The following is a 13,325-nucleotide window of genomic DNA, read 5'->3' on the forward strand; positions in this document are numbered from 1 at the left end:
TCGGACGTCACAGCCGCATTGATACATTCCTGCAACAGGAGGTGACAGATGGCCAAGGGAGATATCCGCTCACGGCGCGGCAAGGTCGCCAATGGCAGCTATGGACGCCGGCGGCCGCAGTCGAGCCGCAAGGCACAGCGTTATCGTCAGGTCGGCTACTGACAGCCGACGCACGAAATACACGGGGGCGGCCGGAAGGCCGCCCCCGTTGTTTTTGGGCAAGGCGCCTGGAGAGGCTCAGTTGCTGGCGAGCAGCGAGGCATCGTAGCGTGACTGGCGCTCGCCGTCGGCCAGCAGCGCGACCTGGCTGGTGTCGCCCCCCCGGGCGAGGCTGGCGAAGATCACCCGGTAGGTGAGCACCGCCTGCACATAGGCGCGGGTCTCGTGATAGGGAATACTCTCGACGAACAGGTCGAAGTCCTGCGGGGCGTCGCGCAGCCAGCGGTCGACCCGGCTGGGCCCGGCATTGTAGGCGGCCACGGCGGCCAGCCGGTTGCCGCGGTAGCGGTCCAGCATCTCGCGCACGTAGTGGCTGCCCAGGCGGATGTTGACCGCCGGATCGAACAGCTCCCCGGCATCCGGGGCGTCCAGCTCTTCGCGCGCACTGACGTGGCGTGCGGTGGCGGGCATCAGCTGCATCAGGCCGCGTGCGCCGACCGCCGACTGCGCCTGCGGGTTGAAGGCGCTCTCGCGGCGGGCGATGCCCATCAGCAGATAGGGGTCGACGTCGAGGCGCTGCCCCCAGTGCTGGAAGGCGTCGCGGTAGGCCAGCGGAAAGCGCCAGGCCAGCGCATCCCATTCACGGGCGAGGATGGTGGTCTGCACCGCCAGGGCGTACCAGCCCTGCTGCATGGCGTAGTCGGCCATGGCGTTGGCCCTGTCGGTGTCGGCGCGGCGTGCGGCGAAATACCATTCGCTGCGCGCCAGCCCCGGCTCGCCGATGCGCATCAGCGCCTCGACACGCCGGATGACCGGCCAGTCGGCGACCTGCCGACGATAGGCCTCGTTGAACGTTGCCCGCTGCAGGTTGAGGTCGTAGGGCTGGCCGAGCCGATCGGCGGCGGCGAAGCCGTAGAAGCTGCGCTGCCCGGCCGCGGCGGCGTAGGCCTTGCGGGCGGTCTTCGCATCGCCGAGCTCGGCCAGGGCGCGGCCCAGCCAGTACTGCCAGCGGGCATCCTGACGCGGGTCGTCGGGCATGGCATGGACCCAGTCGATGACCCCCTGCCAGTCACGGTCGGCCAGTGCCCGGCGCACCCGCAGTTCCAGCAGGTCGCTGTCGCCGAGCTCGGGCAGGACCTGGTCGACCCAGCCGCGATTGTTGTCGACCTCGCGGACCATCGAGTAGAAGGCCAGGTCGCGCTCGATCGTCTGGCGCTGCCGGGCATCGAGGTCCAGGTGCGGGGCGATCTTGCGCCAGGCTTCCAGCGCCGCCTCGGTGTCGGCCCGCGTGAACTGGTGCATGGCGGCGGCGAACAGCGGGCCACTGGCACCCTTCGGCCCCACGTCGCGCGGTACCCGGGTAATCGCCGCGTAATCCTTGCGCAGCCGCGCCAGCGCGCTTTTGGCATCGCCCCAGCCGGCAGGCAGCAGGCCGTCGAGGTAGTGCATGAGCCCGGTCTCGCCATTCTCCCAGGCCAGCAGCAGGCGCTGCCAGATCTGGGGGCCGGCGATCTCGCCGCGCTGGCGCAGGGTGTCGAACAGGGTGTCGCACTCGCCGGGCTGGGAGTGGCCGGTCAGCCACAGTTTTCGCCCGCCCTCGGCCGCCCTGCCCGGTGCCTTGTCGAGCAGCGCCGTGTAGTAGTAGCAGCGACGAATCACCCCGCGCGGCTCGCCATCGCTCACCGCCAGCAGGTCGTCGAGACGGCCGGCCTTGCCGTAGGCGACTTCGGCGACGCCGCGCAGCCAGCTCGACAGCGGCGAATCGGTGTGCCGGTCGATGAAGGCCTTGACCTCGGCCGGCGGCACGTCGGGCAGCCGGTCGCGCAGGCGGTGATACGCGATGTAGCCGGCCAGCACATGGTGGTCGATGGCCGTGTCGTCGATGCGGCTCCACTGGTGGGCGCGGGCGGCGTCCAGTGCCTCGCGCAGGGCCTGGTCACCGGCCTCGTCGGCCACGGCCGGCAGGCTGAGCAGCAGGGCACTGAGCAGCGCGAGTCCATGACGGGGGATTCGAAGGGGCATCGCCGGCTCCTCCTCGGGCTTGCCTATCGGTTGCGATCTGTCTCATCCTCGCCCATAGCGACGGCCTTGAGTAGTGTCGTCGGGTTACGACAGGAGCGATCATGGCCCTTTTCAAGGCCGGCGGCCTCGCCGCCACCCTCAAGAAGCGCCGCCGGGCCCTGACGGCCATCGCCCGGGCCATGCGCCTGTTCGTGCCGATGTGCGCGGATGTGCTGAGCGGCCGCTATCGCCCGGTGCCCTGGCCGGCGTTCGGCTGGATGGCACTGGCGGCGGCCTATCTGATCTCGCCGCTGGACCTGATTCCCGACGTGCTGCTGGTGATCGGTCTGGTCGACGACATGGTGATCGTCGGCTGGCTGCTGACCCGTGTCGACGCGGCGCTGGCCGATTACCGGCGCTGGAAGGGAGAGGGGCCGCCCGCGGCGCGCTGAACGGCACGGACTCGGTTCGTCGGCGTCCACCGGTCAGGCCAGTAGCTCGTGGTTTTGATTCAGGTGCTTGAAAACGCTCGGACTAGCCCCATATCGGCGGTGTCACGTTCTACACACCATGAGGGGCCTGAATCCATGACCACCGCCACCCATGAAGAAACGCTCGGCTTCCAGACCGAAGTCAAGCAGCTGCTCCATCTGATGATCCACTCCCTGTATTCCAACCGGGAGATCTTCCTGCGCGAGCTGATTTCCAACGCGGCCGACGCCACGGACAAGCTGCGCTATGCGGCGCTGAACAACGACGCGCTCTACGAGGGCGACAGCGACCTGCGCATCGAGATCGAGCACGACGCCGACAACAAGACGGTGACGGTGCGCGACAACGGCATCGGCATGACCCGCGACGATGTCGTCGCCAATCTCGGCACCATCGCCAAGAGCGGCACCGCCGAGTTCCTCAAGCAGCTCTCCGGCGAGCAGCAGAAGGATGCCAAGCTGATCGGCCAGTTCGGGGTGGGCTTCTATTCCGCCTTCATCGTCGCCGACGAGGTCACCGTGCGCACGCGGCGTGCCGGCAGCGATGGCGGCGTCGAATGGCGTTCGAAGGGCGAGGGCGAGTTCACCGTCGCCGATATCGACAAGCCCGAGCGCGGCACCGAGATCGTTCTGCACCTCAAGGAGGATGCCGGAGAATTCGCCGACGACTTCCGGCTGCGCAACCTGGTGCGCAAGTACTCGGACCACATCGACGTGCCGGTGCGCATGCCCAGGACCGAGACCGCCAAGGACGACGACGGCAACGAGATCGAGGGCAGCGAGGTCACCACCTGGGAGACCGTCAACGAGGCCCAGGCGCTGTGGGTGCGGCCCAAGAGCGAGGTCAGCGACGACGAATACAAGGCCTTCTACAAGCACATCGCCCACGACTTCAGCGATCCGCTGACCTGGAGCCACAACAAGGTCGAGGGCAAGCTCGAGTACACCAGCCTGCTCTACGTGCCCGAACGCGCGCCGTTCGACCTCTACGAACGTGACGGCGCCCGCGGTGTGCGCCTCTACGTGCAGCGGGTGTTCATCATGGATGACGCCGAGCAGTTCCTGCCGCTGTACCTGCGTTTCGTCAAGGGCATCGTCGACACCAAGGACCTGTCGCTCAACGTCTCGCGCGAGTTGCTGCAGAAGGACCCGCAGGTCGACAAGATGAAGTCGGCGCTGACCAAGCGTGCGCTGGACATGCTCAAGAAGCTGGCCAAGGACAAGGATGCCTACCAGACGTTCTGGAACACCTTCGGCAGCGTGCTCAAGGAAGGCCCGGCGGAGGACTTCGCCAACCGCGACAAGATCAGCGAGCTGCTGCGCTTCTCGACCACGCACACCGACACCGCGGTGCAGGACCAGTCGCTGGCCGACTATGTGTCGCGCATGAAGGAAGGCCAGCAGAAGATCTACTACATCGTCGCCGATGGCTTCAACGCGGCCAAGAACAGCCCGCACCTGGAGATCTTCCGCAAGAAGGGCGTCGAGGTGCTGCTGCTCCACGACCGCATCGACGAGTGGCTGATGAGCCACCTCACCGAGTACGACGGCAAGGCCTTCGCCGATGTCGCCAAGGGCGATCTGGACCTCGGCGAGATCGAGGGCGAGGAGGAGAAGCAGGCCCAGGAGGAAACCGCCAAGGCCAAGGAGGAGCTGGTCAAGCGTGTCAAGGAGGCGCTGGGCGACAGCGTCCAGGAGGTCCGCGTGACCCATCGCCTGACCGATTCGCCGGCCTGCGTGGTGCTCTCCGAGCATGAGATGGGCTTCCAGATGCGCCGCATCATGGAGGCCGCCGGCCAGCCGATGCCCGAGGTCAAGCCGATCCTCGAGCTCAACCCCGAGCACTCGCTGGTCAGCCGACTGGAAGGTACCGAGGGCGAGGGTTTCGCCGACCTGGCGCACATCCTGCTGGATCAGGCGATCATCGCCGAGGGCGGCCACCTCGATGACCCGGCGGCCTACGTCAAGCGCCTCAACAGCCTGTTGACCGCCTGACGATCACGAAACGCCGCACCCGAAACCCGCTCGCCGGTCACGGCGGGCGGGTTCGTCGTTTTCGGTGCCCTCGCCGGTTTTACCCGCCCGGGTCCGATGATTAGAGTGGATGTGAATGCTCGCCGACCGAGGTGACAGCCATGAGCCTTGATGACCTGCGCTTCGACAATAGCTGGGCGCGCCTGCCCGAGGCGTTCTACCGCGAGGTGGCGCCCACCGCCTGGCGCGACACCCATGTGCTCGACCTCAGCCCGCTGGGGGCCGCCCAGCTCGATCTCGAGCCGGCGTCGATCGAGCCGCAGCGCCTGGCCGCCCTGATGGCCGGGCGCGAGCTGCTGCCGGGCATGCGCCCGATCGCCCAGAAGTACACCGGCCACCAGTTCGGTACCTACAATCCGGCGCTGGGCGACGGGCGCGGGCTGCTGCTGGGCGAGGCGATGACCCGGCAGGGGCCGGTCGACCTGCACCTCAAGGGGGCCGGACAGACGCCGTTCTCGCGCTTCGGCGACGGGCGGGCGGTGCTGCGCTCGTCGATCCGCGAGTATCTGGCCGGCGAGGCGATGCAGGCGCTGGGCATTCCCACCACCACCGCGCTGGCCGTGGCGGTCAACGGCGAGCGAGTGATGCGCGAGCGGGTCGAGCCGGGCGCCACTCTGCTGCGCCTGGCGCCCAGCCATGCCCGCTTCGGGCATGTCGAATGGCTCTACCAGCAGCGGGATGTCGAGGGCATGCGCCGGCTGCTGCAGCAGGTGATCGAGCGCCATCGCCCGGCGCTGGCCGAGGCCGAGAACCCGATCGAGGCGCTGTTCGCCGATGTCATCGCACGCACCGCCGAGACGATCGCCGCCTGGCAGGCCTACGGCTTCGTGCACGGGGTGATGAACACCGACAACATGTCGCTGCTCGGCCTGACCCTGGACTATGGGCCCTATGCCTTCCAGGAGCGCTTCAAGCCCGGCTGGACGCCCAATCACACCGACGCCGAGGGGCGTTATGCCTACGATCGCCAGCCGGGGGTGGCACTGTGGAACCTGATGGTGCTGGCCCAGTCGCTGACGCCGCTGGTCGATGCCGGGCGCCTGCGTGACCGGCTCGATGACTTCGAGCCGGCGCTGGAGGCGGCCTATGCGCGGCGGATGCGCGCGCGGCTGGGGCTGGCCGAATCCCGGGATGACGACGCCACCCTGGCGGCCGACTGGCTGTCGCTGCTGGCTCGCCATGAGGCCGACTTCCACTCGGCGTTTCGCGCCCTGGGGGCCTACCGGGGGGATGACGAGTCGCGCCGGCAGCTGGCGGCGCATCTGGAGATTCCCGCCGATGACCCTGCGCTGGTTGCCTGGCTCGAGGCCTACCGGACGCGTCTCGAGAAGGAGTCGCGCAGTGCCGAGACGCGCCAGCGTGCCATGGATGCCGTGAATCCCTGCTACATCCTGCGCCACCGGCCGCTTCAGCAGGTCATCGCCGCGGCCGAGGCCGGCGACCCGGGGCCGCTCCGGCGCCTGCGCGGGCGCCTGGCCGTGCCCTTCGTGCCCCATGAGGACGGCGCGGAGGACTGGACGAGCCCGCCCCCGCGCGACGCGCCCCCTGTGGTCCTGTCCTGCTCCTCGTGACGTGAAGCCCGAGCGGGCCGGACCGGGCGGCCGGATCGAGAGCGCGCATAACACGGGTGGGGCGCCTATGCTGTGTGGACGCCATGTCGCCCGACAGGAATTCTGCCATGCCCGTCTCGTCCCGTTCCCTGCTCCAGCGTTCCACCGATGCGCGCGATAGCGGCACGGCCCTGCTGCTGATCGACCTGCAGCAGACGATGGATGGCTGCGCTCGAGCACGGCAGCGCAGCAATCCCGATCTCGAGGCTCGGGTCGCCGCCCTGCTGGCCTGCTGGCGCCGAGGCGATGGACTCGTCGTGCATCTGCACCGCTTTTCCCCGACGTGCGATGACGGCGTGCCCTCTTCCCGCCTCGAGCATCCGCTGTCGTGTGCCGACCCCCTCCCGGGCGAACGCGTCCTGGCCCGCCATGCCGAAAGCGGCTTCGTGGGCACGGGGCTGGAAACCTGGCTGCATCGCCGCGGCGTCTCGCGGCTGATGCTCGCCGGCGTGGCGACGGCCAGGAGCGTCGGTGCCACGGCGTGTCACGCCACCAGCCTGAGTTTCTCCGTGACGGCCGTGGAGGACGCCTGTGCCGACTTCGACCTGATCGATCGTGGTGGTCACACCTGGCAATCCGGGATGGTTCATGACCTGGGAATGGCGCTGATGGTCGCGGAAGGCGTCGATGAAATGAGTGTCGACGAGGTCCTTCGCGGTTACTGAGTCCGCGGCGGGTTTTCATGATGCCGGCGCGTCGAGTGCGCGATTCGAGAATAAGACGATTGCGTCAATAAAGGATGACTTATGCCGTTCATAAGAATAAGTCGAGGTATGGGATTTCCAGATTTTTCAGTCAAATCAACAGCTTGTTTATTGTGCAATGCATAACGGGCGCGTTATGGATGTCATAAATCCATGATTATGATGGATTTTTTTGACATAGATATTGATCTTTCCGGCGTTTGCCAAAAGACTGGAAAAAAGCCGCTGCGACATGCGCATTTTTTCGAGTTGGTGCCGTGTCGTGGCGAGTAATTATGGCGACGCGTTCCGACAAACACGCCAGGAATCCGGCAAGGGATCGGCCACGATGAACGAGCGGCCGAACGGCAAGCGTCGCCGTCGTGTCACGGGCTCGTCCTGGCGCGGCTGTTCGAGCGGGACACGCCGGCGTGCTCACTATCGTCAAGGGGAGGGAAGCGCATCATGAAAGTCGGTGCACCCAAAGAAGTCAGGCCGGGCGAGGCGCGTGTCGCGCTGACGCCCGAAAGCGCCCAGCACATCCAGAAGCTGGGTCACGAGTGCCTCATCGAGGCCGGGGCCGGTGTGGCCGCCGGTTTCGATGACGCGGCCTATCGCAAGGCGGGCGTCGAGGTCGTGGAAGGGGCCGAGGCGCTGTGGCAAGCGGCGGATGTGGTCATCAAGGTGCGCGAACCGACCGAGGACGAGGCCGGATGGCTGCGCAATGACCAGACGCTGATCTCGTTCTTCTGGCCGGCCCAGAACGAGGCCATGCTCGAGCGCTGCAAGGCCAGCGGCGCCACGGTCGTGGCCATGGACATGGTGCCGCGCATCTCGCGGGCCCAGAAGATGGATGTCCTGTCGTCCACCGCCAACATCGCCGGCTACCGGGCCGTGATCGAGGCGGGCAACCAGTTTGGCCGCTTCTTCACCGGCCAGGTGACGGCGGCGGGCAAGGTGCCGCCGGCCAAGGTGCTGGTGGTCGGCGCCGGGGTGGCGGGGCTCGCCGCCATCGGTACGGCGACCAGCCTGGGAGCGGTGGTGCGTGCCTTCGACGTGCGCCCCGAGGTGGCCGAGCAGATCGAGTCCATGGGCGCCGAGTTCCTGTTCCTCGACTTCGACGAGAGCCAGGACGGCGCCGAGAGTGGCGGTTACGCCAAGCCTTCCAGCCCCGAGTTCCGCGAAAAGCAGCTGGCGCTGTTCCGCGAGCAGGCCGCCGAGGTGGACATCGTCATCACCACCGCGCTGATCCCGGGCAAGCCGGCGCCCAAGCTGTGGCTCGAGGACATGGTCCAGGCGATGAAGCCCGGCTCGGTGATCATCGACCTGGCGGCCGAGAAGGGCGGCAACTGCGATCTCACCGTCCCCGACCAGCGCATCGTCACCGACAACGGGGTGGTCGTCGTCGGCTACACCGACTTCCCGTCGCGGATGGCCACCCAGGCCTCGCTGCTCTATGCCACCAACATCCGCCACATGCTGACCGACCTGACGCCCGACAAGGACGGGGTGCTCCAGCATGACATGGAGGATGACGTGATTCGTGGCACCACCGTGACCCATCAGGGCGAGATCACCTTTCCGCCGCCGCCGCCCAAGGTCAAGGCGATCGGCGCCGCCAAGCCCAAGCCCAGGGTCAAGGAGCCGACGCCCGAGGAGAAGAAGGCCGCCGAGCATGCCGCCTTCCTCGCCCAGACCAAGCGTCAGGTGACGATGCTCGTCGTCGGCGGGGTGGTGATGTGGCTGCTGGGGCTGGTCGCGCCGGCGTCCTTCATGCAGCACTTCATCGTCTTCGCCCTGTCGTGCTTCGTCGGCTTCCAGGTGATCTGGAACGTCAGCCATTCGCTGCACACCCCGCTGATGGCCGTCACCAACGCCATCTCCGGCATCATCATCCTGGGGGCGATCCTGCAGATCGGCTCGAGCAGCATCCTGGTCGGCCTGCTGGCCGGTATCTCGGTGCTGATCGCGAGCATCAACATCGTGGGCGGCTTCTTGGTGACGCGTCGCATGCTGGCGATGTTCCAGAAATCCTGAGCGGCGGAGAAACGAGATCATGATGGGACAAGAATTCGTGTCTGCCGCGGCGATCGCGGCGAGTGTACTGTTCATCCTCTCGCTGGGGGGGTTGAGCAACCAGGAGAAGGCCAAGCGGGCGGTGTGGTACGGCATCGTCGGCATGGCGATCGGGGTCGTCTTCACGGCCCTGGGGCCGGGCATCGGCGGCTACTGGTGGATGCTGCCGATGATGCTGGTCGGGGCGCTGATCGGTGCCTACCTGGCCCGCAAGGTCGAGATGACCGAAATGCCCCAGCTGGTGGCGGCGCTGCACAGCTTCGTCGGCCTGGCCGCGGTCTTCGTCGGCTTCAACGCCGACCTCGAGCGGCGCCGGGTGCTGGCCATGCAGCTCGCCGACCAGGGCGCCGAGCGGTTGTCCGCCTTCGCCGCCCTGCTGGCCCACAAGACGTCGGCGGAGCTGGCCTTCCTGCAGGTGGAAGCCGTGCTGGGCATCTTCATCGGCGCGGTGACCTTCACCGGCTCGGTGGTGGCCTTCGGCAAGCTGGCCGGCAAGATCAACAGCAAGCCGCACAAGCTGCCGGGCGGACACTGGCTCAACGGTGGAGCGGCGCTGGTGTCGCTGCTGCTGGCGATCGTCTACCTCAACGGGGGCGGCTTCTGGACGCTGCTGCTGATCGCGCTGCTGGCCTTCTTCATCGGCTATCACCTGATCATGGGCATCGGCGGCGCCGACATGCCGGTAGTGGTGTCGATGCTCAACAGCTACTCCGGCTGGGCGGCGGCGGCGATCGGCTTCACGCTCTCCAATGACCTGCTGATCGTCACCGGCGCGCTGGTGGGCTCCTCCGGCGCGATCCTCTCCTACATCATGTGCAAGGCGATGAATCGCAACTTCGTCAGCGTGATTCTCGGTGGCTTCGGCGGTACCCAGGGGCCGGCCGCGGAAATCGAGGGCGAGATGGTGTCGATCGACGTGGGCGGCGTGGCCAGCGCGCTCAACGACGCCGACAGCGTGATCATCGTGCCGGGCTACGGCATGGCGGTGGCCCAGGCCCAGAACGCGGTCAGCGAGCTGACCCGCAAGCTGCGCAGTGCCGGCAAGGAGGTTCGCTTCGGCATCCACCCGGTCGCCGGGCGCCTGCCGGGACACATGAACGTGCTGCTCGCCGAGGCCCGGGTGCCCTACGATATCGTCATGGAGATGGACGAGATCAACGACGACTTCGCCGAGACCGACGTGGTGATCGTCATCGGCTCCAACGACATCGTCAATCCGGCCGCCCAGGAGGATCCCAACAGCCCGATCGCCGGCATGCCGGTGCTGCGGGTCTGGGAGTCCAAGCAGGTCTTCGTCTGCAAGCGCGGCCAGGGCACGGGCTACTCCGGCATCGAGAACCCGCTGTTCTACAAGGAGAACACCCGCATGCTCTATGGCGACGCCCGGTCCAGCATCGACAGCCTCGTACCGTTGATCGACTAGCCTCCCGCCGACGTGACGCCCCCGCCAGGGGGCGTTTTTCGTTACACTGGGGGTCACTCAACGTGGCAGCTAGGAAGCGAGGATGAGCGACGATAGCCCGAAGGTGGCGGTACTCGGCGGTGGCAGTTTCGGCACGGCGCTGGCCAGCATCGCCGCCGACAACGGTGCCCGAGTCCGGCAGTGGCTGCGTGATGCCGAGCTGGTGTCCACCATCAACCGCGAGCATCGCAATACGCGCTATCTGCCGGATTTCGCCATCAACCCGAACGTGGTGGCCGACACCGACCTGGCCGCCGTGCTCGACGGCGCGGAGCTGGTCTTCGTGGCCATTCCCTCCAAGGCCTTCCTGCAGGTCGTCCGCCAGGCACGCCCCTGGCTGCGGCCCGAGCAGATCCTGGTCAGCACCACCAAGGGCATCCAGGCCGACGGCTTCAAGCTGATGAGCCAGATCCTCGAGGAGGAGACCGGCTTTGCCCATGTCGGCGTGCTCTCCGGCCCCAACCTGGCGTCCGAGATCGCCGACCGGCAGCTGACGGCGACGGTGGTGGCCAGCGACGACGCGCTGACGCGGGCCCGGGTGCAGACGGCGCTGGGCTGCGACTACTTCCGCGTCTATGCCAGCAACGACCGCTACGGGGTGGAGCTGGGCGGGGCGCTCAAGAACATCTACGCCATCGCCGCCGGCATGGCCGCCGCCCTGGGCATGGGCGAGAACACGCGCAGCATGCTGATGACCCGCGCGCTGGCCGAGATGAGCCGCTTCGCCGTCGCACTGGGAGCCAATCCCATGACCTTTCTGGGGCTGGCCGGGGTCGGCGACCTGATCGTCACCTGCTCCTCGAAGCTGTCACGCAACTACCGCGTCGGCTTCGCGCTGGGGGAAGGGCGGTCGCTGGACGAGGCGGTCGCCGCACTGGGCCAGGTGGCCGAGGGGGTCAACACCGTCAGTCTGGTGCGTGACAAGGCCCGCGCCGAGGGGATCTACATGCCGCTGTGCGAAGGGCTCTATCAGGTGCTGTTCAATCAGGTGCCGGCGCGCGACATGGCGCGCCTGCTGATGCGCAACGAGCAGAGCAGCGATGTCGAGTTCACGCTGTCGCGGGAGTCGGTGGTGAAGGCCAAGCGCGAACAGGAGGAGGGGCCGTGATGTCGATGCTGTGGATCATGCGCCACGGTCAGGCCGCGCCGGGCCACCCGGACGCCGCCCGCGAGCTGACCGCCGAGGGGCGTGCCGAGGCGGCGCGCATGGCCGACTGGCTGGCCGGCTCGCTGAGCGAGCCGCAGCGTCGGTCGCTGCGACTCGTCGCCAGCCCCTACCGGCGTGCCCGGCAGACCGCCGCCATCGTCGCCGAGCGGCTCGGCGTGGCGGGGGAGACGCTCGAGTTCATCACCCCCGATGACCCGGTCGAGCCGGTCATCGACTGGCTGCAGCAGGCCGCCGACGAGACGCCGGTCCTGCTGGTCAGCCACATGCCGCTGGTCGGTGCGCTGACCGGCCGCCTGGTGGAGGGCGACCGGCGCAGCTCGCTGCCGATGCCCACCGCGGCCATCGCCGCCCTGGAAGCCGAGGTCTGGGCGGCCGGTTGTGCCGAACTCCGGGCGTTTCGTCACCCGGCCGATTTCGACTGACGGTCTTGCGTCCGTCGGCGACGCTTCGAGGCAGTGTCCTGTGCCTGGGCGTGTCCCGGGTTCTCTTGCCGTGCTCACAATTCCGCTCCTTGTAAGCGCCTTGCCCTTGGCTTGCTGGCTGCCATGCAGCATGGCGGCACTTTCTCCACTCGAGTTGCCCCTTCGTCGCATCGACCATGGTCGACGTTGTCATACAGCCGGCCGGCTTCTAGATTTGCAGCTGTATGATGTATGACAAGTAGGCGGCCTGTTGCAGCGTGCCGCCTTCAACGAGTCGGGCAAGAGGGGCAATTCGTGAATTTTTCCAGAGACGCAGTCATTCAGGCAGTCGGTGATGGCCTGCTTTCCTTTCCCGTGACGGATTTCGACGAGCAGGGGCGTTTCGATCGCGACAGCTACCGTCAGCGGCTGGAATGGTTCGTCAGTCATGAGGTGTCGGCGGTGTTCGTCGCCGGTGGCACGGGGGAATTCTTCAACCTGACGCTCGACGAGTTCCGCGCAGTCGTCACCGTCGCCGTGGAAACGGTGGGCGGCAAGCTGCCGGTCATCGCCAGTGCCGGTCTCAGTGTCGGCGCCGGCAAGGCTTATGCAAGGGCGGCGGAAGAGGCCGGGGCGGACGGTATCCTGCTGATGCCACCGTACCTGACCGAATGCCCGCAGGATGGCCTGGTGGAGTACGCGCGCAACATCTGCGATTCGACCTCGATCAACGTCATCTACTACAACCGCGGCAATGGCGTGCTCGAGGCCGAGGCGGTGCAGCAACTGGCCGATGCCTGCCCGAACCTGGTCGGGCTGAAGGATGGCAAGGGCGACATGCAGCTGCTCAACCAGATCGTCAAGACGGTGGGCGATCGGCTGGTCTATGTCGGTGGCGTACCGACTGCCGAGATATTCGCCGAGGCCTACCTGTCGATCGGGGTGAACACCTACTCCTCGGCGGTGTTCAACTTCGTGCCGGAGCTGGCGGTCACGTTCTATCGGGCATTGCGCCAGGGCGATTCCGCCACGGTGAAGCGAATCACCAACGACTTCTTCATTCCATTCATCAACCTGCGTGACCGCCGGAAGGGCTATGCGGTCAGTCTCATCAAGGAGGGGGCTACCATTATCGGCCGATCCGCCGGCAGCGTGCGCGCGCCTCTGGTGATGCCGAACGAGGATGAATGCAAGCAACTCGAGAACCTGGTGCGTATCGCCAGGCAGCTATAACGACAAT

The 13,325-nt window shown here is 67.1% G+C and carries 11 protein-coding genes; 10 read left to right on the top strand and 1 reads right to left on the bottom strand.

Annotated features, from left to right (window positions below):
• Nucleotides 1-48: 48 nt before the first annotated feature.
• The gene (locus tag G7A98_RS05395) at nt 49-162 is read left to right on the top strand and encodes a 30S ribosomal protein THX (RefSeq protein ID WP_163648460.1); all 114 of its coding nucleotides are present in this window, start codon (nt 49-51) and stop codon (nt 160-162) included.
• Nucleotides 163-237: 75 nt separating this feature from the next.
• Here the strand turns inward: G7A98_RS05395 and G7A98_RS05400 are convergent, their stop codons facing one another.
• Nucleotides 238-2,181, bottom strand: coding sequence for a transglycosylase SLT domain-containing protein (locus G7A98_RS05400; RefSeq protein WP_163648461.1), 1,944 nt, complete (start codon nt 2,179-2,181; stop codon nt 238-240).
• Nucleotides 2,182-2,282: 101 nt separating this feature from the next.
• Here G7A98_RS05400 and G7A98_RS05405 point away from each other — a divergent pair, with 101 nt between their 5' ends.
• From G7A98_RS05405 to kdgD, 9 genes are all read left to right on the top strand, one after another.
• Entirely contained in the window at nt 2,283-2,612 is a 330-nt protein-coding gene (locus tag G7A98_RS05405) for a DUF1232 domain-containing protein (RefSeq protein WP_163648462.1), read from the top strand.
• A gap of 135 nt (nt 2,613-2,747) precedes the next feature.
• Complete coding sequence (gene htpG, locus G7A98_RS05410; RefSeq protein WP_163648463.1) at nt 2,748-4,646, top strand: molecular chaperone HtpG; 1,899 nt, start codon at nt 2,748-2,750, stop codon at nt 4,644-4,646.
• A gap of 140 nt (nt 4,647-4,786) precedes the next feature.
• Nucleotides 4,787-6,256: a protein adenylyltransferase SelO family protein gene (locus G7A98_RS05415; protein WP_163648464.1), complete on the top strand. Its 1,470-nt coding sequence runs from the start codon at nt 4,787-4,789 to the stop codon at nt 6,254-6,256.
• Nucleotides 6,257-6,363: 107 nt separating this feature from the next.
• Nucleotides 6,364-6,960, top strand: coding sequence for an isochorismatase family protein (locus tag G7A98_RS05420; protein ID WP_163648465.1), 597 nt, complete (start codon nt 6,364-6,366; stop codon nt 6,958-6,960).
• Nucleotides 6,961-7,443: 483 nt separating this feature from the next.
• Entirely contained in the window at nt 7,444-9,015 is a 1,572-nt protein-coding gene (locus G7A98_RS05425) for a Re/Si-specific NAD(P)(+) transhydrogenase subunit alpha (protein ID WP_163648466.1), read from the top strand.
• Between the two features lie 19 nt (nt 9,016-9,034).
• Complete coding sequence (locus G7A98_RS05430) at nt 9,035-10,477, top strand: NAD(P)(+) transhydrogenase (Re/Si-specific) subunit beta (protein ID WP_163648467.1); 1,443 nt, start codon at nt 9,035-9,037, stop codon at nt 10,475-10,477.
• An 82-nt stretch (nt 10,478-10,559) separates the two neighbouring features.
• Nucleotides 10,560-11,624 (top strand): NAD(P)H-dependent glycerol-3-phosphate dehydrogenase, encoded by a 1,065-nt coding sequence (locus tag G7A98_RS05435; RefSeq protein WP_163648468.1) that lies wholly within the window; start codon nt 10,560-10,562, stop codon nt 11,622-11,624.
• A complete protein-coding gene (gene sixA / locus G7A98_RS05440; RefSeq protein ID WP_163648570.1) occupies nt 11,624-12,106 on the top strand; it encodes a phosphohistidine phosphatase SixA in 483 nt (160 codons plus the stop codon). Before G7A98_RS05435 ends, sixA begins: the two co-directional genes overlap by 1 nt.
• A 294-nt stretch (nt 12,107-12,400) precedes the next feature.
• Entirely contained in the window at nt 12,401-13,318 is a 918-nt protein-coding gene (gene kdgD / locus G7A98_RS05445) for a 5-dehydro-4-deoxyglucarate dehydratase (RefSeq protein ID WP_163648469.1), read from the top strand.
• Nucleotides 13,319-13,325 lie beyond the last annotated feature (7 nt).

The organism is Modicisalibacter sp. 'Wilcox', from assembly GCF_010993675.1.
GTDB classification, from domain to species: domain Bacteria; phylum Pseudomonadota; class Gammaproteobacteria; order Pseudomonadales; family Halomonadaceae; genus Modicisalibacter; species Modicisalibacter tunisiensis.